Origin of the sequence: Blautia caecimuris, from assembly GCF_024622975.1 — a bacterium.
GTDB classification, from domain to species: Bacteria; Bacillota; Clostridia; order Lachnospirales; family Lachnospiraceae; genus Blautia_A; species Blautia_A caecimuris.
On the sequence record NZ_JANJZT010000003.1, the window covers coordinates 230,625 to 252,340 of the forward strand.

Below are 21,716 nucleotides of genomic sequence, written 5' to 3' on the forward strand. Positions count from 1 at the left end.
TTTTTATTTTGCAAGAGGAAATTTATATTTTTTTAATTTTTTGCTTTTACTTACTTGCAAATTTAAATTCCACCCCTCTGTGGAATTTAATCTTACAAATCCATCTTCCCTCAACTATGGAATTTAATCTTTCCAAACTTTCTGCTAAAATCTTTCTATAAACATGGCTGCTTCTGCCCGGCGGGAAGGAAGTCCTTATGAATAAACAAAAACATTTAACCCTTACCTCTCGTATCACCATTGAAACCATGTTGAATAAAGGAGATAGCTTTAAATCCATCGGTAGGTTCTTAAATAAGGATTGTACCACCATCTCCAAAGAAGTGAAAAACCACATCTGCTTTGAAAAAAGCTGGGCTTATGGCAGGGCATTCAACGACTGCCGTCTCGCCTTTCTGCATCAGTGCTCTGCTCAAATGGTATGTCGGGAATGTTCCTTTCGCAAAGGCCGGCTCTGCTGGTCCTGCGGCAAATGTACTTCTTCCTGTATCCTCTACGAAAAGTATATCTGCCCCAGACTTTCCAGGCCGCCCTATGTATGCAACGGCTGTCCGTCCCGCAATAAATGCTCTCTGGAAAAACATCTCTATCAGGCTTCCTATGCTCAAAAAGAGTATGAACTGGTCAGGAGCGAATCCAGAGCCGGTTTTGCCCTCTCCCCAACGGAGCTGAAACAGATGGATGACATCGTTTCCCCGCTTCTGATTAAAGGGCAATCCCTTCATCACATCGCTATCCACCATGCAGATGAGCTTATGAAGTCAGAAAGAACCCTCTATGCCTATGTAAACAACGGACTCTTTACTGCCAGAAATCTTGACATGCCCCGAACAGTCCGGATGCGTCCCAGAAAAAATGTTTCCAGAAATCTCAAGGTGGACAAGGCCTGCCGTGAAGGGCGTGATTTTTCCTGTTTCCAGGCCTATACAAAAGAACATCCGGATCTCTCCGTTCGTCAGATTGATTCTGTAGAAGGCCTGAAAGGCGGCGCTGTTCTTCTCACCATCCATTTCGTGGAACAAGAATTACAGCTTGCTTTTCTCCGGAAACGAAATGATTCCCAGTCGGTCATTGATATTTTCAACCGCCTCTATCTGGAACTCAGGCCCGACATCTTCATGGAACTGTTCCCACTTCTGTTGGCTGATAACGGAAGCGAATTTTCCAATCCTTCCGCTATCGAATGCGATTCCCAGGGAAAGCTTCGCACAAGGATGTTCTACTGCAATGCCAGTGCCCCCTATCAAAAAGGCAGTTGCGAAAACAACCATGAGATGATACGCCGGATTATTCCAAAAGGAGAATATATCGGACAATACACGCAGGAACAGATTGACCTTATGATGAGTCATATCAATTCCTATGCAAGAAAGAAACTGGGAAACAAAAGCCCCTATGAGGTGTTTGAATTTCAATACGGAAAGAAATGTTTGGATGTATTTCATCTGTGCATATTCCACAAGAACTGCGCATCCGGGATGAATTCATTTAAACTTTCACATATGAGGGAGACTTTGGTCTGTACACAACGCCCCCGGGGATGTCAAGTCATTGCTACAAAAAAAATTCGTCCACCGGACGGATTTTTGCACGCATGACGAAAAAACATGCGGTTTTTTGCCACGAAAATGGCTTAAAACCGCATATTTCTGTATAGAGGACGTTATATAATTGTTACAAAGCAGGTGGGGAGGATGTTATGTCATTGTCACAAACTTCTATTTTTTTTATCTGCTCTGCTGCATTCAGAACATTCAATTGATATTCAGCAATTTCCTGTAAACTTTTAAATCGTTCTTCTTTCCCTTTTCCTTCTTTAATCATCTGTGCATTATGAGATTCCAGGTTAGAAAGTACCGTCAATTCATTAATGGCGGCAAAATCTCTGACATTATTCTTTTTTGCCAATCCTGGATTGGTTTCTCTCCATGCTTTCGCTGTAAATCCAAACAAAGCCACATTTAATATATCGGCTTCTTCTGCATATGCCAGCCATTGCAAATTTTCTTTATAATCCTTCTGCGGAAGTAAGTAGTTTTTTACTGCGTCTGTCTGAATCAAATAATTATTTTTAGTCAGAAAACGTTTAGCATTCCACTCTATTTGTCTTGATTTATTTTCTTTTTCTTTCAGGCGCTGAAATTCTTTTATCAAATATAACTTAAAAACCGGACTGATTGCAGATGCAAATTCAAAGGCAATATCTTTATGAGCATATGTACCTCCATATTTTCCACGCTTTACATATAATCCTATGGCATTCGTTTTATTAATCCATTCCGCAACGCTTAATACAAATGTATGTAAACCCGCTTCTGATTTAAAGTGGTCGAATTCGACCACTTTAAAATCAGGATTATAAATCATTTCCCACGTTCCTAAAAATTCCAACGTATTTCTATTTCGCAGTCAGTTTTTTACAACATCTGCACTACGTGATTCTCCTGTTTTAGCTTTTGCAATATCTGTAATGCAAATATAATCATCCAGTTCTTGTTTTGAAATTGAAATTGGAACATTTTGTACATTAATTATCCTATTCTCCATCCACCTCTTCCTTTCCTGCAAAATTTTCCATTTTTATCCTGTATGCTAATAATCTAAAAACATAATCCGGCATTTTCCTTGTTCCTCTTTCCCATTCTGTTACAGTTCTGTAAGGAATACCAAAATACTCACAAAATTCTTTTCTATTCATTCCTGTACTTTCCCGTAATTCTTTTATTATATCTTTTATTTCCATATTCTCCCTCGCTTTTTACACATTGTGTATATATCGTAGCATACATTTTTTACAAATACAATATTTTAATCCGGCAAACTGCTTTCTAAGCAGAGACATCCATACCCCACCTGATTATCAGGATATTTATTAAATCCCGGCAGGGGCTGCGCGCCTCTTCTTAAATAAGCCTTCACCTTTTCTCCCCAGAGAAAGGGATCATTTCTCCTAACGATCCCCCACTCCATCAAAAGCGCTGCCGAGCCTGTAACAAAAGGCGCAGCAAACGAAGTTCCGGTTACGGTTCCATATCCTCCGCCGGGAACCGGCGCTGTAATTTCCACTCCCGGCGCAGCCAGATCCGGCTTTGGATAAAAAAGGCTACCCCCGCCTCTTCCTGAAAAATCTGCCGGGGCATTCAGTCTGGAATCATAGGCTCCTACTGTAATTATCTTAGCTGCAGTAGAGGGAATCGTAAGCGTTTCCTCTGCCTTCGGATAATAAAATCCGGTTGCCGGATTCAAAACCCTTCCCCCCGGCAGCCAAAGCTGATAACTGCCGTCTTTGATCCTTCGTCCCCGAAGCTGAATTTTCCACACACCTCCTGTAATATAAGCTCCTCTCGGAATAAAGTCAAAATATATTTCCTGAGTCACCTGGAAAGGACCTGGTTTTCCATAATAGATCAGAAGCTCTGTTTCTCCGGCCTGATATCTCTGAGTTCCAATCTGTTCAGACAGAGGCCCTATCCTTTCTCCTGAAGGAGTCACAAGAGAAATTTCTATTTCATCTGCGTAAGATTTCCACAGCTGTACATTAAGTACCAGCTCCCGGGGGCTGACACTGAATGGAATTTCTGCCTGCATACCTGTTTCCAGGATTCCTGCTGTATGAACGCTGTCATTTCCATTATTTCCCGTCCCCACGCAGATCACTGTCCTTCCTGCATCAGATACGTTGCTTAAATATGTCTCCAGAAGCGAATCTCCTCTGTGTGTTCATTATAACTAGGGGAAAGTTACTGTAAAAAAATTTGCAGTCTTTACACTGCCTGTTTTTCTACCGGATAAGGCGACTGATACTTAAATACAATATCAATGCTCTTATCTCCATTCACAACAATTTTTTCAATCAATTCTGTCACAATTTCTCTTGTCACTTCGGATAATGTTCCATACTTGATAAATTTCTCTATCCAGTTTTCATAAGATTCTTCTGCCTCTCCAAAGCTGTCTTTCTCTTGTTCTGCCAACTGAATCTTCGCCCTGATATCTTTATCCTGCTTTTCATATTCTGCCTTATAGGAGAGATATTCTTCTTTATCCAGAACACCATCTACATAATTTTCGTAAGTTTTCTTTTTATAGTTCTGGACAGCCGCAAGTTCTTTTTGTAACCGTTCAATCTGTTGGTCTGCTTCTGCACATCGTCTCTGCACCTCCTTCTTCCTATCTGCTACTTTTAATATTTCATCCTTATCACTTTCTTTCAGTGCCAGTTCCGCTTGTCTTTGGATTTCATTTTTTACAATAGAATCCAATACTTCTTTTTTAATGAAATGAGAATAACAAACTGTGTTTCCTTTTTTGTGATAGGTACCGCACTCATAACCATCCCGACAAGTAACCCTCTGGAAATTATATCCGCAATCTCCACAAACAATAATTCCTGCATATGGATTTACCTTTCTCACTTCGCTATTAAAGCCCGGTGTCCGTGTTCTTTTCTTCATAAGTTCCTGTACCTGCTCAAAAGTATCTTTGCTGATAATTGCTTCGTGCATTCCTTCCACAATATACTGCTGTTCCTCTGGAATATAATGATATTTTTCTACTTTGTAGGAAACCTTTTCAGATTTATGCTGCACCATAGCTCCTGTATAAACCCTGTTTCGCAAAATCACATTGATTGTAGGATATGCCCATCCCTTTGCACCAGCTTTTTCTAATGCATTGGCATATTTCAATCCCTGCACCTTTCTCTTATACTCTGACGGTGTCAGAATTCCTTCCTGATTCAGCTTCCTTGCAATACTATCTCTGGAATACCCCTCCAGACTCATATAAAAGATTCTCCGTACCACTTTGGCTGCTTCTTCATCTATAAGAAAATGATGCTTATCTGCCGGATCTTTTACATATCCATATGGGGCAAACCCAGACATAAACTGTCCCCGTTTCTTCTGGGCGGTCAATGCACCTCTGATTTTCTTGGATATATCACGACTATACATATCATTAAACAACGTCTTAAACTGTGCCAGTTCTTCATTGCTGTGATAAACCGAATCCACACCATCTAAAATTGCAATGTAACGTACGCCTAAAGAAGGAAAAACACGTTCTATATAATTACTGGTTTCAATATGTTCACGTCCAAGCCGGGAAATATCTTTCGTAATAACTCCCTTGATTTTTCCTTTGTAAATATCCTCCATCATCCGCTGAAATTCCGGTCTATTTGCAAAATAAAGCCCAGAATAACCATCATCAATATAAATATCTGCGATTTCCAGATCATCTGATTTACTCACATACTCCCGAATCAGTTTCATCTGATTTTCAATACTCTCACTGACTTTATTCTCTCCATCATCCTTCGACAGACGACAATATACACCCATCTGATACATCATATCACCCTATCTTTCTCAAGTATTCTATCTGCTGAATTTTCCATTGAAGCAAACTTAAAATATATATCCAGTTTCTGATCGGGATAAACATAAATTTTATCAATCAACTCTACAAGCACTTCTCTAGTAAGCTGCTTTACCGTTATTTTCCTGCGATTAAAATGCCCTAACCACATCTTTGTCTCATTTACAGCTGATTGTTGACTTTGCGCCTCATGGTTTAGTTTGTATAATTCTTTTTGATATTTCTGATTCTCTGTTTCATACATCTGTTTTAATTCCAGATATTCATCTTTGGAAAGCACTTCATCCATAAACTGCTCATATGCTCGTTTTCTATATTCCAGATTCCTTTCTATTTTTGCCTGCAATTTTACAATTTTACCATCCAGTTCCGGCTGTTTCTGTCTGATCTGAGTTTCCAGATTCTTCATATCCATCTTCATCTGTTTCAATTGCTGGTTGATTGCAAATACAACCAGTTCATCCAGCTTTTCAAATGTAATATGATTCAGCTCACAGTAATTCTGCCCCTGCTTCTGGTGAAAACCACACATATATCCGTCATAGTCTTTATGAGATGCCAGATAACGTTTTCGCATGGCTGTTTTACATTTCCCACAAAAGAGCAGTCCCACATATTTATGTGGTTCATTGTTTTTATCAAAATAGGAAACTCTACGCCCCTTTCTTATTTGCTGAACCTTATCAAACTCTTCTTTAGAAATGATTGCCTCATGTGCATCCGGCACCAGCTCCATTTCTTCCAGGGGAATTGCCTTTTTGTATTTCAGCTTATAAGACGGTCTTTCATGTTTCCGAATCACAACCGCCCCAGTATAGACCGGATTCTTTAAAATTCCACTTACAGTAGACGATGTCCACAGACCTTTTCCCGAATCCCATACATAATTGGTTTTTAAAACTTCCTTTTTATATTTTGCGGGACAAGGGATTTCATCTTCATTCAAAGTCCTGCAAATAACCGTACAGCCAAATCCATTTTGATACATTCTGTAAATTCTTCGAACAACCTCGGCTGCATAAGGATCAACTTCCAGATGATTATGAATTGTTTTACTTTTCACATATCCAAAGGGGGGCTGTTTCGGAGTATATTCGCCCATACTTCTTTTGGTCTGAATCGTTGTCTTAATCTTTCTGGATGTATCTCTCAAATACATATCATTCAGCAAAGTTTTTATTTCTAACATTTCATCATAAGTTCCAATAACAGAATCATAATTGTCCAGAATTGAAACAACCCGAATCTGTTTCTCCAGGAAATATTTGCCCAGATAATAGTTAGTATCAATATGTTCTCTTCCAAGTCGTGATACATCCTTAAAAATCACCATATTGATAACACCAAGCTCAATATCTGCCAGCATCCTCCGAAATTCAGCTCTTTCAAAATTACTTCCGGAAGCCCCGTCGTCTACATAAACTTTTTTCTCTGCAATATCCTTCTTCTCTGCAATATAATCTCTTGCCATCTGAATCTGAGAGTGAATACTATTGCTGTATTCACCCTCTTTGTTTTGCTCTTCAATGGAAATTCGGCAATAAATTCCTGCCTGATACATTTTATCCCTCTTTTCATTGGTCTTGTATGGTCATTGTCTTTAATTGTCTTTATCTTACAACAAGAACTATAAAAAATCAACCTGCAATTTTTCGTTCCGTTAGATTCTGAATACACTGAGTCAATGTCTTTTCTCCATTAAAATGCACTCGAATCTGATATCCTGCATGTTCATAGCTTACATCCTCTTTCTGAATTTCTTTTTTTGTATCCAGAACTTCTGCAGAATCAAATAACGTATTCATGCTATATGCCTCCTTCAGCATACAGTTCTCTCTACATCCTATGCCGGCAGGATTGTACAAAAGTTCTGTATGAATTGAATTCGGCTTTCGAAAGCCTGATTACATTCTAAAATTATTCTGCACCAATCACATTGAATTGAAATTGACCGCAGATTGAGTTTTTAAGATTCATTTTCTTCCTATACAGTATCAATTCCTATTGTCCAGAACATTTGTTCGTGTTATAATAAAAAGACTTTAAGAATATAAAACACGAAAACCAAAGGAGGGATTTCTGTTGGAACGATGTGATTTTTCTTCTATTAGCACATGCCTAAAAAATCAAATCAGTGAAAGCAATCAGATGAACCAACCTGATTTTTTATACGAATTATTCGAAGATTTTATGAATGATCCGATAAATGAAGATTTTTCTATGGATAATGGTCTGATTTGCCGCTGGATAACCGGACAAGCAAAAATCAGTCCCAAAATAACCTCATATTATGCAAAACCCAGCAATCAGAAAAAACTGGCAACAACCATTCAGCGGAACTTACTTCCCTTAATGGCAGACTGCAACATGGTTATACAGGACATTTACACGTTATTCATACAGGACGATACTATTTCGGATACAAAAAAGCAGGAACTTGTATCTCTATATAAACCTTCTGATTCAAGGCTGTTGTTTTTAGCAAAAGTACTTTCTTTTGGTATGGAACGGCAATTTATTAAACGTGATACAAGAAATCAAAAACTGATTGCAGGAGGTGTTCTATCTCCGATTGTTCTGGATTACATTATGGACAGCGAAGTCCCGAAACCATGCCGTCATTTTCTAGGAAGAGAAGAAGAACTGGATGAACTCCATACTTTGTTTGAAGAGAACCGACATATATTTCTTTATGGAATTGCCGGAATTGGAAAAAGCGAGCTTGCTAAAGCCTATGCAAAGCAATACAGAAAACAGTACACCAATATTCTCTATATGGAATACACCGGTAATCTATATCAAGATATTGTAGACATGGATTTTATTGATGATCTACCAGAAATCAGTGAGCAGGAACGTTTTCAAAGACATAACCGTTTCTTACGCTCTTTGAAATCTGATACACTGCTGATCATAGACAATTTTAATGTCACATCCACACAGGACAGTTGCCTGTCAGTCGTATTAAAATACCGTTGTCGGGTTTTATTTACAACCAGAAGCCAACTGTCTGAATACTGTAGTTTTCAATTAAAAGAACTGAAAGATATACCCACTCTTTTTCAACTGACATCTGTATTTTATTCAGAAGCAGAGGAAAACCGGGCAATCGTAGAAAAAATCATAGAAACTGTACACTACCATACTTTTGCTGTCGAACTGGCAGCCAAACTTCTGGAAAATGGAATTTTAACTCCAGAGCAATTATTGATAAAACTTCAAGAGGAAAAGGCTTCTCTTCATAATGAAGATAAGATTAAAGTAATGAAAGATGGTCAGAGCAAAAAAGCCACCTATTACAACCATATCCATACCCTGTTTTCGTTATACTCCTTATCACGGAAACAACAGGATATTATGTGCAATATGTGTTTTATGCCTTCATCTGGTATTTCTGCCCGTATATTTTCCAAATGGCTGGAGCTGCCTACTTTAAATGACGTGAATGATCTGATTGAGACAGGTTTTGTACAGTCAAGTCTCCGGCATACTATTTCTCTGCATCCAATGATTCAGGAAATCGCTTTTTCTGAAACCAGCCCTTCCGTTACAAACTGTCACACCTTATTGAGTTCTCTTCAAAAAATATGTTTGATGCACGGTGTTGAGATCAGTTATTACAAAAAATTGTTTCAAACAATAGAAAACATCATGCAGCTAATTGAAAAAGATGATATTCTCCAATACCTGTTATTTTTAGAAAACGTCTTTCCGTATATGGAAAAATATCACTATCAAAAAGGCATGACAGAGATCATTCAAGAATTAAAGTTCCTTGTAAAAACAAATAATCACGGAACTGCTTCTGACCGGGCGCTATTACTGGATTATCAGGCAACTCTGGAAACCAAACCACAGAAAGCCATCCAGTTAGAAAAAGAAGCGCTTACTCAAATAAAAGAAACCTCAAAAGATAATGCCCACCTTGTTTCTAACCTTCATGCAAATCTGGGAGGACTTTATCGGATGCAAGGTCAAATAGAACTGGCAAGAGAACACATGGAAACGGGCATCTCACTATTAGAACAATATGGACTTCTTTATACTAATGACAGCATTCCTCAGATTAGCAATTACGCTGCCTTATTAACAGAAATGCAGGAACCAGAACGTGCCATGTCCTCTCTCCAGAAACTTGCACGGATTATCAAAGAATACAATTCAGACCACTGTCTGGATTATGCTCAGGTACAGGAATCCCTGGGAAATATATGCCTGATCACAGCAAATACCTCACAGGCAAAAATACATTTTAAAAAAGCCTTGAAAATTTATGCGGAAATCTGGGCAGACGAACCGGAATTGATTGAAGAAAAATATCGAGAAATTCACGAACTGTATCCGCAGGTCGGGATTGCTCTGGCAAGAAGCCTCTTACACACAAATAATAAACAAGTATAATTTAAACACATCTTTCCCAAAAGAGTGAAGCTCATTTTACATAAATGTCTTCACTCTTATTTTTATCCTCTCTTTTCTTCAATTTCAACTCAATTTCAACTCAATGCCTTTTCTCTTCATTTTTCGTATGCTTATCTCACAGCAAGCAGTACCACACTGGTACAGCCTACTGAAAAAATCAATACGAAAATGGAGGTATTTTTTATGAGAGAAATCAAAAACACCAAAATCATTGCTGTAGATCATGGATACGGCAATATCAAGACTGCCAACACAGTCACACCAACAGGTATCAAAGCCTATGAAACAGAACCTATCTTCACCGGAAACATTTTAGAATATAACGATATATTCTACCGGATTGGAGAAGGTCACAAAGAATTTATCCCAGACAAAGCTATGGATGAAGAGTATTATCTCCTAACCCTCATGGCTGTTGCAAGAGAATTGAATATCTACTCCGTTCGTGAAGCAGATGTTCATCTGACGGCTGGACTTCCTCTGACATGGATACGGAATCAGCGTGAAAAATTCCGCTCCTACCTGCTTCAGAATCCCGAAGTTCACTATCGCTTCAACAATAAAGAGTATCACATTCACTTTGTTGGATGCAGTCTTTATCCACAGGGGTATCCGGCTATTATAAATCAACTGGGTAATTTCAAAGGGACAAATCTTCTTGCGGATATCGGTAATGGCACTATGAACATTCTGTATATCAACAATAAGAAAGCACAGGAAAACCGATGCTGGACAGAAAAACTCGGTGTAAACCAATGCATGATTGCTGCAAAAAATGCCATCTTGGATAAATTCGGAGTCAAAATCGAGGAAGCTACTGTAGAACAGATTCTTCGATTCGGTACAGCAGATATTGCAGCTCCATATCTGGATTGTATCACATCGGTAGCCAAGCAATATGTGGCAGATATATTCTCCACGCTTCGTAAATATGAATACAATCCCGATTTAATGCGTTTGTATGTAGTCGGCGGTGGGGGATGTCTCGTCCGTAACTTTGGAATCTATGATAATTCTCGTGTCACAATCCTTGATGATATCTGTGCCACAGCCAAAGGATATGAAAATCTGGCTTATATGAGCCTGAAAAGGGGGAAATAAGCCATGTCAAATCAAATCAGAAATACGAACCTACGCTTCAATCTGGAAAAAGACCTGCAACGCAAAGCATGGGAATATTTACAATCTATGAACCGGCAGGAATTCAAATCCTACAGTCATGTAATTTCCCTCGCTTTGGTGGATTACTTTGACCGATATTATCGTATCGCCGAAGACCCTTATTTGGAAACAAGGGAACGAGAAGAACGATTTATCAATCAAATTGTAGAGGGCGTTCAACAAAATCTGAAACAATCACTTCCACTTTTTCTCTCCGGTCTGACCGTAGGTATGGTACAAATTGGAACTCCAAAACAAGCTTCCTTGACAGATTCAAAAAACTGTAATTCCGATACAGAAGATGTGGACTGGGATTTTCTCGGTGAATAACCGAATTTAGGAGGTGGACACATGACAGAATTTCTGACAGCCGATACAAGCCTGCCGCCCTATATGGTATTTCCCCGTTTTCTTCTGGATACGGAGCTAAATGAAACAACTAAGCTACTTTATGTAATTCTTTTGGATCGTGCAAGGCTCTCTCTTAAAAATGAAGGTTGGACAGACACATCCGGTCATGTGTTCATCTATTTTACCATTGAAGCAATGGCAAAAGTTATGCACAAGAGTCAGATGACCATCAAAACATCTTTAACATCATTGGAGAAAAGTGAGTTGATTCTACGGAAACGGCAGGGTGTTGGACAGCCTAATCGAATTTATGTGAAATTTCCGTTAGGAACTTTCCACCATACAGACAAAATACTTTCTTTGACACAGACAGAAAACTGTCCTTCTAACAGACAGAATTCTATCACTGAGACAGACAAAAAACTGTCCACTAATAAAAAAGAAAGAGAAAAAAATAATTTATCGAAAAATGAGAGAGCAAAGAACCTCTCGCCATATGGAAAATTTCAAAATGTATTTCTTTCCGATCAGGAACTGGAAGAAATCAAACATTCCGTTAGTGACTGGAAGGAATATATTGAACGTTTATCCGGCTACATGGCTTCCACCGGAAAACAATACCGGAATCATGCAGCTACTATCATCAACTGGGCAAGGCAGGACAATCCCCTTTCCCAACAAAGAATTTATGAAAGCGAGGAATATGAAACATTATGACAAAATTTATAGAAGAACCAAACATCTTGAAACCAAACAGACAACTTCAATCTGATGAATATTTTAATGAAAAAGATCAGCTGATTTACTGTTCCAAATGCCATACTCCCAGACAGAGCAGGCACATGTTACAAGGTAAAATCTTCCTTCCCTCTATTCTTTGTAAATGCCAAAGAGAAATTTATGAGCAGGAAGAAGCGCAAAGAACACTCCGAGAAAAACAGTTTGAAATCGAACATCTGAAAGCCAGCGGTCTACAGGATAAAGCATTATATGACTATACCTTTGATAAGGATAACGGAATGAACACAGAAATGAAACTGGCACACAATTATGTAGACAACTGGGAAAAAATGAAATCCAACTCCTCAGGTCTTCTTCTTTGGGGAGATGTTGGTACCGGAAAATCTTTCTTTGCCGGATGCATCGCCAATGCTCTTCTTGAAAAAGGAGTGCCAGTTCTTATGACGAATTTTTCCCGGATTCTGAACACACTTACCGGGATGCACTTTGAAGACAGAAATCAGTTCATTGACAGCTTAAATCGATATAGTCTGCTGATTATTGATGATCTTGGGATTGAACGTAATTCAGAATTTGCACTGGAACAGGTATTCAACGTAATCGACAGCCGTTATCGAAGTAAAAAACCACTCATTGTAACAACGAATCTTACCTTGCAAGAACTGAACACTCCTTCCGATTTACCACACAAAAGAATTTATGACCGTATTTTAGAAAGATGTGTTCCTGTTCGTATCAATAACCGTAACATTCGTCAGGAAAATGCTTCTGCAAATCTACAGGAAGCTAAAAAAATCCTGTTGTGATACCTGTTCGTGCCAAAAGCAGACAAAACACCGTTGCACAACTATCACAATCAACCGACAGTAGTGCTATTCTCTCGAACTATTTTTCAAGTGAAATGTACTACTGTCAATCCATCAAAACATTAGTACCAGATAGAAAAAAATCAAAACTAAAAACGCCCGGATACGGGCATAAAAGGAGGTGCCAAATATGGCAGATAACAAAACAATGACAACTGAAGAAAAAGCACTTTTACAGGCAAGACACCGTCAGGAAGAAGCCGAAGCAAGAAATCGAAAAAAAGAGCGTAATGCCAGAACACGCAGATTGATTCAAGAAGGAGCAATTCTGGAAAACGTTGCTCCCCATATCAAAGAAATGGATTTAGATACTCTAAAACAGGAACTGATAATCCGACTAAGAGGATTGTAAACCAAGAATTTATACTCCCGAAGGGCGCACTTACTCACCACCCGATAAATCGGGCGGTGGTATCCTTCCCGTTGGTCAGGCTCGTGCGCTCTGCCGAGGGCTATCCGCTGTTGCAAGCAACATCGAAAGGAGGTGCCAGATATGGCAATTTATCATATGCAAGCTAAAGTCGTCAGTCGTGGTTCCGGGCGGTCTGCTGTCGCAGCCTCTGCTTATATGAGCTGCAGTCGGATGTATAATGATTATGATGGCATCCAGCATGACTATACCCGAAAACATGGACTGATTTATCAGGAAGTAATGCTTCCACCGATGGCTCCGGCTGAATGGAAAGACCGAGAACAGCTTTGGAATGCTGTAGAAGCTGCTGAAAAAACAAAGGACAGCAGACTGGCAAGAGAATTTGTTGTAGCACTTCCTGTCGAATTAAACAAGGACAGTCATATTTCTCTTCTTCAGAACTTTATTCAAGAAAACTTTGTAGATATGGGCATGTGTACCGATTTCGCCATTCATGATACCGACGGACACAATCCACACGCTCATATTCTACTTACTGTCCGTCCATTAAATGAAAACGGAACATGGCAATATAAAACTGAAAAAGAATATCTTTGTGTAAAAAACGGAGAAGAAAAAGGATTTACTGCTTCTGAATATAAAGAAGCACAGAAAGACGGATGGGAAAAGCAGTACCGCTATAAAGCAGGAAAGAAAAAAATCTATCTTACTCCATCCGCCGCTCAGGAGCAAGGCTATGAACGTATTGATAAACATCCAAAAAGTACCCGGTATGGCAGACAAAATCCCATTTCTGAACAATGGAATAGCGATGAACAACTCTGTGTCTGGAGAGCAAATTGGGCGGATTTTACAAACAAGATGCTTGCTCAAAATCAAATCAAAGCCTCTATTGATCACCGCAGCTTTTCCGCACAGGGAATCACAGAGCAGCCTACTATTCATGAAGGTTATATTGCTCAGGATATGGAAAAGAAAGGCATGGTTGCAGAACGTTGCGAAATCAATCGTCAGATTCGTGCAGACAATAAATTACTCAGAGAATTAAAAGCCCAAGTTGCTAAACTGGCTCAAGCCATTGAAAAATCTATTCCTGCAATCGCCGAGACATTGGAAGCAATCCGAAACCATATGATTTTTACACAATATCATTTGCTTCATAATGAAATGCAAAAAGAGGTAATTCACGACTGGATGTACAATCTCAAACCGATTTTAAGCAAATACAACACCGTAAAGAAAAAACTGAAAGACAAAGCTGCTGAGAAAAAAACATTGAATTTACAGAAAGATAAAACCAGTTTCTTAAATCCAATCCAGCATATAAAATTAAATCAGCAGATTACAACTGTAACAGAAGAAATCGAGGAACTGAAATCCGCTAAAGAGCAACTATTATTTCAGGCAGAGTGTTCCACCGATAAAGATATGGTTAAACTCTCTGACAGATACAATCAGATGATGAAAAATCTGGAAACTCTGGATTCTCAGGATGCCACCCTCAAAGAACAGCTTGAAAAAGATGCCTCAGCTTTCCGAGAAGAACGATTTTGTCCTAAATCAGACCAATATACAGAATTACTGGATGCCAGGATCCAGATTCGATCTGATTTTCGGGATAAATTGATTAAACAACTCAAAGGTGCCTTTGGTAAATATTATGACTATCACCGCCGTGATTTTGCATCCAACAAAGTAGATTATCTGAACGCAGAAGACCCAAACCTCTTTTCCCGCCGCTCATGGGAACTTGAGTATCAGAAAAAGCAGGAAATGCGAAGAAAACAACCTGTTCGCTCCAAGAAAAAATCACGTGATATGGAATTGTAGTTATCTTTAAAAGGCGTATGGGAGCCAATCAAACCCATACGCCCTTTATATTTCCATTTTCAATTCTATAAACAACAATTTACTTAGTTCTCTATTAATGACTAAACTTTGATCAAAACACCATATTCATTAAGCATAATTGTAGATAATCTATTGTGGTTGTACTAAAATAATATTTTCTGCTTGTAAATCCTCTCGAACAAATAACTCAGGTGTTGTTTCTTCTGGAATTCCCTCCAGCATTAAAGCTGCCTTTGCTTGATTAAAAGCTGATTTCAAATTTTTCCCAAAACCTATTGAGGAATAAAACTGCGAAGCAAATACAAGTGCAGCTTCATCACCTATAGATGTGTTCATTCCAATTGCGGCATCAACATGTTCTACAATATGTTTTGCTTGAATTGCAGAGAAACACGCATTGAAGAAAATCAATCGCACCTTATCTGAAAGCGTCATGATTATCTGTGCCATTGCCTCTTTAGTAACTAATTTACTCTGTCCATTCACGTTTTCAAAAGCTAAATCCCCATTAGAAGCACCATGCCCACTAAAATGAATAATATCAGGGTTCACTTCGTTAATTGCCTGTAAAAGATCCGATGTTCGCACTGCCCATCTTGTTTCGAATCTGATAGTGTCTCTATAATCTGATTTTCTAATCATTTCTTGTATTGCCCGAGATTCCGCATCTAATCTTAATGATTGGGTATCTATAGGATTTGATGCCAAGAATAGGACAGTTATAATTTCTGGGATTTTTTGTAAATTCTCAATCTGGCTCTGCATTTCACTTTGTCTCTGCTCATGAACTTGAACCGTCCTATTTAATTCTGAAATCTGACGTTGAGTTTTTTTCTGCATTTCTGCTTCCTCTTTCATTCGTTGCTCATGCGCCTTCTCTTCTTCTCGTTCAACCTTCTTCTGTTCATCCGATAATTCTTTTTCCAATTTTGAACTCTTTTTTTCTATATATGCAATTTTCTTTTCTGCTGCTGTTATCTCTTTTTCTGCTCTGTTTATATCATTCATTTTTGACTTAATTGTAGTTACATTCTTCGTTCTTGTTATTGCAGCATTTGCATTATCAATCTTAATTCTTGCTTTTGCAATTTTATCCTTTTCCTTAGCTTTATCAGAAACTAACTTAACACTCTCTTCTCTCTTCCTTATGATATTTTTTCTATATGTATCTATAAGAGCCATATATACCTCCATATATTGAAGTCTCACCAACTCGTAAAACCTAATTTTTTCTCTCTAATGTAATTATACATCACTTTTCCACATAGTAAAGAAAAAGCAAGTCATTTTTCAGACTTGCTTTCCACTACATTCCCTACTTAATCTCTATTCTTTACGAATCCTTTCCACAACGCTTTCCCGACTCATCTTCTTAAACTGATATTTTGGTATCACATACGCAATCCCAATCAAAATCGGTATCATAAGAATACATGGCACGATTGTAAGGTGCATTCGGAAGAAAAATGCCGTACCGAGTGTATTTGCTAAAATCTTCTCTGCTCCAAACACAACTAATAATACTGCAATTACAAATGCGCCTCCTAAATATAAGAATCCCTCAGACACCAGCATTTTCGATACCTGTTTTTTCGTCATCCCAACAACTTCCAAAAGCGCCAGTTCCTTTTTTCTGCTGATTACAGAAGTTGCTGTTGTATTAAAGAAATTCATAATACCGATAAAAGCTAAAATAACGACAAGGAAACCACCGATCATATAATATTTGCTGACAAACCGCTGAAAGCTCGCTTCCATATCCAATACAGAAAACACATTGATCATATCATTTTCTTTCAAAATATTTTCATCAATATACGCTTTTACCTGCTTATCCGCTCCTTTCTTTGCATCAATAGCAGCATACATGGCCGATTCATTTCCTGTCTGGGTGATATACTCCTTTTCCGGAACTAATACCGTAATATAGATAAGATCTGCATACGGATAATCCAATGCATATGGCATCAGCGCTTCTCCCATGACTTCATATTCTTTCTGGTTTCCATTCTTATATTCCATCTGAAAAACATCCCCGGTCTGATAATAAGAAACCGGATGTTCTGCATATTTGTCACCATAATCTACAAGTACATAATCTCCGCTTTTAAAGGTATCCCAAGAACATTTTTCCCCTCTCCATTCTAACTTGTCAAACACCGACTCGCTGATTCCGAGAAAATGAACACTTACTGTATTGGAAGCCTTTGCCTCTTCCCAAACCTGTTCTTCATACTCGGTCCAGTTTTCTTCATATTTATCTGCGAATGTTTCCCATGTTTTCAGAAGTTCCGGTTCCATCCTATGTGTCTCTTCTGAATAATACACATATCCTGTTTGATCACTGTCAGGACATTCATTCAGAATCTCTTTGATTTCAGGTGTAATACCGTTAAAATTCGTATTTAACAAACTATTTGTCATCTGATCCAGTTGAAAATCGGATGCTAAAAATACTTTCCTGTAAGACTCAAAATCATATCCCTGCACCAGCATCACGATACAGTTGACCACTACCATAGAAAGAGCGATAGAAAGCATAACAATCAATCCCTTTTTCCAATTTCGGAACACGTTTTGAACTGCCATCCCCCACCAGGTTACAGAAGTATTCTTTTTTATTTTCCGTTGTGACTGTCCCCCTTCTGCCAAGCGCAGAGCTTCCACCGGAGATACCTTTTCCACCATTTTACAAGCCTGCAGACTGGAGAGATACACCGTCAAAAGTGTCAAAAGTGCTGCGGCAAGAAAAATCAAAGGATTGGCTGACACCACTGTCTGGGCAGTCTTTCCTGCCTGTGCGCTGATTTCAGCATCTGCGGTCAGTGACGGAGCCATACAAAGTCCTGCAAGATAACCGCAAAGTAATCCAATTGGAATCCCCACTGCTGACAATCGCCATGCTTGCATACGCACAATTTTCTTCAACTGCTTTCCTGTTGTCCCCACATTCTTCAACAGTCCATAAGCCCGAATATCCGTTTTCACAGAAATGCTAAAAATATTATAGATAATCAGATATCCAGCCAGTATCACAAACAGGATCATTATGATAAGAGAAGTAAAGGAAAAAGAGTCTTCTTCCAACAGATTATATGCTGGATTGACTTCCATTCCTGTTCCAGCTTTCGTAAAGCCTGCTGCTTTAGATATATTTTCCGTTTTCTTTTCCAGATTCCAAAGGTTCTTGTACCAGACAGAATACTCTTTGCCTCCATTATAGATGCCATTTTCTAATTCTTCCTGTGTAACAGGATAACGATTCTCCTCTGCATAGGCTTCGGATACCCAGACCATCTGTCCTAAAACAGCTTTATCCCCTTGCCAAAAACCACATATCTGAAATGTATCAGTCTTATATTGTTTCAACATTGGATTTACTTCCCAGGTCAGCGTTACTTCTTCCCCTATCTTTGGTGTAACACCTAGCGTTTCCAATATCATGCTACTGAGTGCTACTTCATTTTCTTTTTCTGGCAGTCTTCCTGTGGTTGGCAGACAATTAAAACTTTCTGCCATATTTTCATCTGCATATCTGACCTCTACGGAAAATCCAAACCGCTCATCCATTCCGGCTCCCAAAAAAATACCGGAACCGTATCGTTCCACCTCTTCGCTCTGTTCGATTGTCTGTTGCAATCGCTCTGCATCTTCTTCTGACAGATTCTGTGCACTGGCATGGGCGGAATCCATAAATTGTTTGATTTCCGTTGCTCTTTTGGAAAGAATCATGGATACACTCCCCACAAAGAGACTTGTAAATAAAAGGGAAGTCAGCATGATGGCAATGACAGCAATCACATTTCTGGCACGATTCATTTTCATAAAACGCTTCGTCAATAATCGTAACGTCTCTTTATTCTCTACTTTTACCATATGACCGCCCCCTGCTATACCAATCCACTATCTGAAACAATTTTTCCGTCTTCAATCTGCAAAATCCGGTCTGCCATCTGGGCAATCTCCTCATTATGGGTAATCATTACAATGGTCTGATGAAAACGCTTACTGGTTACTTTTAGAAGTCCTAATACATCCTGGCTTGTTCTGGAGTCCAAATTTCCGGTCGGTTCATCTGCCAGCAAAATAGCAGGTTTTGCCGCTAAAGCCCTTGCAATTGCCACTCTCTGCTGCTGTCCCCCGGATAAAGCACTTGGCAGATTTTCCAATTTTGTCCGAATACCAAGTGTATCAATGATTTCATCTACATATTTCTTTTCAATCTTTTTGCCATCCAGTTTCACGGGAAGAATAATATTCTCCCATACATTCAGCATCGGAACTAAATTATACTGTTGAAATACAAAACCAATATTTCTGCGCCTGAAAATGGTAAGCTCTTCATCTGTCATATGGCTTAAGTCCTGTCCATCCACAATTACCTGCCCGGATGTTGGATTATCCAATCCACCAATGATATGGAGCATCGTAGACTTTCCACTCCCAGAAGTCCCAACAATCGCTACAAACTCCCCTTTTTCCACTTCCAAATTTACACCATCAAGGGCTCGAACTTCCGTTTCTCCCTGTCCATATATTTTTTGTAAATCTACTGCTTTTAATATATTCATGTCTTCCTCCCTGTCTTATATTGTAAAAAAGCCTGTATTGATCTTTACAATACAGACTTTATCATAACAATGTCTCCATCCGGTTTCTGAAATATCACAGTTTTGATACTATTCGCACCTTATACGGGAAGAAACACAGAAAATGTGGAACCTTTCCCAATCTCTGATTTCACTTTCACATATCCTTTTTGCGCCTGAATAATCTCTCTTGCAAGAAATAAACCAACTCCTACCCCTGGTTGATCCGCTACTGACAGGCTTCGGTAAAACCTTCCAAATATCTTTGGTATTTCTTCCTTTTTGATTCCAATACCATCGTCGATTACATCAACCTTCACAAAGGAAGAATACTTCTCCACTTTCATCTGGACTGTTCCTCCGCCCAGCGTGTATTTAATCGCATTGTCTACGATATTTCCAAGTGCCTCTGCCGTCCATTTCAAATCACAGATAACATACAAATCTGTATCGCACACACTCAAGGTAATATTCTTCTCCCTTGCTTTTGCAGCAAACTGCTGCCGAATATCCTCCAGCAACTGCCTGATACCAACCTTTTCTGGGTGTACTGCGATAATCCCACTCTCCATCCGAGATAATTTGACCAGTGATTGTATCAGAAAATCTAGTTTCTCCGTCTGTTCCAAAATGGTATCTATCTCTTCCTGATTTTCATGATTCGATTCAGAGAGTATTTCCCCATAAATTTTCAAATTTGAAATAGGAGTCAATGTCTGATGTGCAATGTCGGAAATAAGTTTCTGTATCACTTCTTTCTGCTCCTGCTGGTTCTTTCTTGCCAGAAAATTACTGTCTAAATACTGTTTCATGCTGTTTTCAAGGGTAGAATACTTTTCTTCAGATATTTCTGTCCGTTCCAATTCTCCATCTATCGCACAATCCAGCATTTGCTGCAGCCGGTTCAAAAGCCTTTTTTCTTTCTGATAAAAAATACAGTACCAAAATACTCCGCTCAGGAGAAATATTCCTGCAACCCATATAATTTTTTCTGTCATTCTTTCACCGCCCATGTATAACCAATTCCGTAAACCGTCTTGATATATTTAGGCTTCTGTACATCATCTTCCAATTTATCTCTGAGACGTTTGATTGCAACAGTCAGGGCATGGGCATCCACAAACTCTGTATCCCCCTGCCATACCTCGTCGATCAAGTATTCTCGTTTCAATACTTTACCTTTATTTTCACACAACACTCGCAATAACTTTTGTTCAGTCTTACTAAGTTCAATCGGTTCTCTGTTTTTAAAAAATTCCATTTTATCGAAATAGAACTCAAGTCCATCGAACTCCATAGAATCCTTTGCTGTTGCCTCTTTATTTCTAAGCTGCACAGATACCCTTGCACGCAGAACCATCAAACTAAATGGTTTCGTAATATAATCATTTGCCCCAGCTTCCAATCCTGTTACGATATCTACTTCCATGTTATTTACAGTAAGCAGAATAATCGGTACTTGACTGTTTTTCCTGATTTCTCTTACAAAATCAATTCCATTTCCATCTGGCAAGTTTACATCTAATAAAACCAATGTTATATCTTCCCTGTTTAGGATATCTCTCGCTTCCTGCAAAGTTCTGCACTGATAAAAGAAATAGGAATCATTCTTCAAGGCAAGGCGTATTCCATCATTTAATTTTTTGTCATCTTCAACAATCAGTAACTTTTCGCTCATCATTCGCTCTACTTTCTTTTAAAATCAATGATAATTGTACCAAGTCGCTAGCGCGACGGCTAGTCCTAAGTACGTGGTTCTATTACTTTTTTTCAAAGAAATCTGTTTTCCTCAAAATAAAAGTAGCAGTTTTTTTATATATGTTTTATTGTTGAATCACCACAAGACAACCTAAAACAATACAAAAAAACTGCTATGCTTATGTTATCATGGATTTTTAAACTTAACAAGTACATATTTTACTTTTTTATCCGTCCACCGCCTGTTTTGAAATATCCTGACTCTAAATCAATCTTATTTCA

The 21,716-nt window shown here is 38.7% G+C and carries 18 protein-coding genes and 1 pseudogene; 8 read left to right on the top strand and 11 right to left on the bottom strand.

What is annotated here, in order from left to right:
* Positions 1 to 197: 197 nt before the first annotated feature.
* Positions 198 to 1,598, top strand: coding sequence for an IS30 family transposase (locus tag NSA57_RS03645; protein ID WP_257464048.1), 1,401 nt, complete (start codon positions 198 to 200; stop codon positions 1,596 to 1,598).
* 76 nt (positions 1,599 to 1,674) lie between these two features.
* On the opposite strand, the pseudogene NSA57_RS03650 reads toward NSA57_RS03645, so the two are convergent.
* From NSA57_RS03650 to NSA57_RS03675, 6 genes and pseudogenes are all read right to left on the bottom strand, one after another.
* A pseudogene (locus NSA57_RS03650) lies at positions 1,675 to 2,547 on the bottom strand (KilA-N domain-containing protein).
* Positions 2,537 to 2,743 carry a helix-turn-helix domain-containing protein gene (locus NSA57_RS03655; RefSeq protein ID WP_257464049.1) on the bottom strand — a complete coding sequence of 69 codons (207 nt, stop codon included), beginning with the start codon at positions 2,741 to 2,743 and terminating at the stop codon, positions 2,537 to 2,539. The pseudogene NSA57_RS03650 and the gene NSA57_RS03655 overlap by 11 nt, the downstream one beginning before the upstream one ends.
* A gap of 65 nt (positions 2,744 to 2,808) precedes the next feature.
* Entirely contained in the window at positions 2,809 to 3,657 is an 849-nt protein-coding gene (locus tag NSA57_RS03660) for a S8 family serine peptidase (RefSeq protein WP_257464050.1), read from the bottom strand.
* A 107-nt stretch (positions 3,658 to 3,764) separates the two neighbouring features.
* A complete protein-coding gene (locus NSA57_RS03665) occupies positions 3,765 to 5,357 on the bottom strand; it encodes a recombinase family protein (protein ID WP_257464051.1) in 1,593 nt (530 codons plus the stop codon).
* Positions 5,354 to 6,943 (bottom strand): recombinase family protein, encoded by a 1,590-nt coding sequence (locus tag NSA57_RS03670; protein ID WP_257464052.1) that lies wholly within the window; start codon positions 6,941 to 6,943, stop codon positions 5,354 to 5,356. The genes NSA57_RS03665 and NSA57_RS03670 overlap by 4 nt, the downstream gene beginning before the upstream one ends.
* 76 nt (positions 6,944 to 7,019) lie before the next feature.
* On the bottom strand, positions 7,020 to 7,187 hold the full coding sequence (locus tag NSA57_RS03675; RefSeq protein ID WP_257464053.1) for a hypothetical protein: 168 nt from the start codon (positions 7,185 to 7,187) through the stop codon (positions 7,020 to 7,022).
* Between the two features lie 343 nt (positions 7,188 to 7,530).
* On the opposite strand from NSA57_RS03675, the gene NSA57_RS03680 reads away from it, so the two are divergent.
* The 7 genes from NSA57_RS03680 to mobQ all read left to right on the top strand — a co-directional run bounded on the left by NSA57_RS03680 (position 7,531) and on the right by mobQ (position 15,126).
* On the top strand, positions 7,531 to 9,783 hold the full coding sequence (locus tag NSA57_RS03680; protein ID WP_257464069.1) for a tetratricopeptide repeat protein: 2,253 nt from the start codon (positions 7,531 to 7,533) through the stop codon (positions 9,781 to 9,783).
* 204 nt (positions 9,784 to 9,987) lie between these two features.
* Positions 9,988 to 10,905 (top strand): ParM/StbA family protein, encoded by a 918-nt coding sequence (locus NSA57_RS03685; protein ID WP_257464054.1) that lies wholly within the window; start codon positions 9,988 to 9,990, stop codon positions 10,903 to 10,905.
* A gap of 3 nt (positions 10,906 to 10,908) precedes the next feature.
* Positions 10,909 to 11,295, top strand: a complete 387-nt coding sequence (locus NSA57_RS03690; RefSeq protein ID WP_257464055.1) for an adenylate cyclase — start codon at positions 10,909 to 10,911, stop codon at positions 11,293 to 11,295.
* A 21-nt stretch (positions 11,296 to 11,316) separates the two neighbouring features.
* Positions 11,317 to 12,033: a replication initiator protein A gene (locus tag NSA57_RS03695; RefSeq protein ID WP_257464056.1), complete on the top strand. Its 717-nt coding sequence runs from the start codon at positions 11,317 to 11,319 to the stop codon at positions 12,031 to 12,033.
* A complete protein-coding gene (locus NSA57_RS03700) occupies positions 12,030 to 12,863 on the top strand; it encodes an ATP-binding protein (RefSeq protein WP_257464057.1) in 834 nt (277 codons plus the stop codon). The genes NSA57_RS03695 and NSA57_RS03700 overlap by 4 nt, the downstream gene beginning before the upstream one ends.
* Positions 12,864 to 13,053: 190 nt before the next feature.
* On the top strand, positions 13,054 to 13,275 hold the full coding sequence (locus NSA57_RS03705; RefSeq protein ID WP_257464058.1) for a DUF3847 domain-containing protein: 222 nt from the start codon (positions 13,054 to 13,056) through the stop codon (positions 13,273 to 13,275).
* 141 nt (positions 13,276 to 13,416) lie between these two features.
* Positions 13,417 to 15,126: a MobQ family relaxase gene (mobQ, locus tag NSA57_RS03710; RefSeq protein WP_257464059.1), complete on the top strand. Its 1,710-nt coding sequence runs from the start codon at positions 13,417 to 13,419 to the stop codon at positions 15,124 to 15,126.
* A 150-nt stretch (positions 15,127 to 15,276) separates the two neighbouring features.
* Here the strand turns inward: mobQ and NSA57_RS03715 are convergent, their stop codons facing one another.
* The 5 genes from NSA57_RS03715 to NSA57_RS03735 all read right to left on the bottom strand — a co-directional run bounded on the left by NSA57_RS03715 (position 15,277) and on the right by NSA57_RS03735 (position 21,414).
* Positions 15,277 to 16,329, bottom strand: a complete 1,053-nt coding sequence (locus tag NSA57_RS03715) for a CHAT domain-containing protein (RefSeq protein ID WP_257464060.1) — start codon at positions 16,327 to 16,329, stop codon at positions 15,277 to 15,279.
* A gap of 144 nt (positions 16,330 to 16,473) precedes the next feature.
* Entirely contained in the window at positions 16,474 to 19,023 is a 2,550-nt protein-coding gene (locus NSA57_RS03720; protein WP_257464061.1) for an ABC transporter permease, read from the bottom strand.
* A gap of 14 nt (positions 19,024 to 19,037) precedes the next feature.
* Positions 19,038 to 19,718, bottom strand: a complete 681-nt coding sequence (locus NSA57_RS03725) for an ABC transporter ATP-binding protein (protein ID WP_257464062.1) — start codon at positions 19,716 to 19,718, stop codon at positions 19,038 to 19,040.
* A 119-nt stretch (positions 19,719 to 19,837) separates the two neighbouring features.
* On the bottom strand, positions 19,838 to 20,734 hold the full coding sequence (locus NSA57_RS03730) for a sensor histidine kinase (RefSeq protein WP_257464063.1): 897 nt from the start codon (positions 20,732 to 20,734) through the stop codon (positions 19,838 to 19,840).
* Positions 20,731 to 21,414, bottom strand: a complete 684-nt coding sequence (locus tag NSA57_RS03735) for a response regulator transcription factor (RefSeq protein WP_257464070.1) — start codon at positions 21,412 to 21,414, stop codon at positions 20,731 to 20,733. The genes NSA57_RS03730 and NSA57_RS03735 overlap by 4 nt, the downstream gene beginning before the upstream one ends.
* Positions 21,415 to 21,716: the final 302 nt, after the last annotated feature.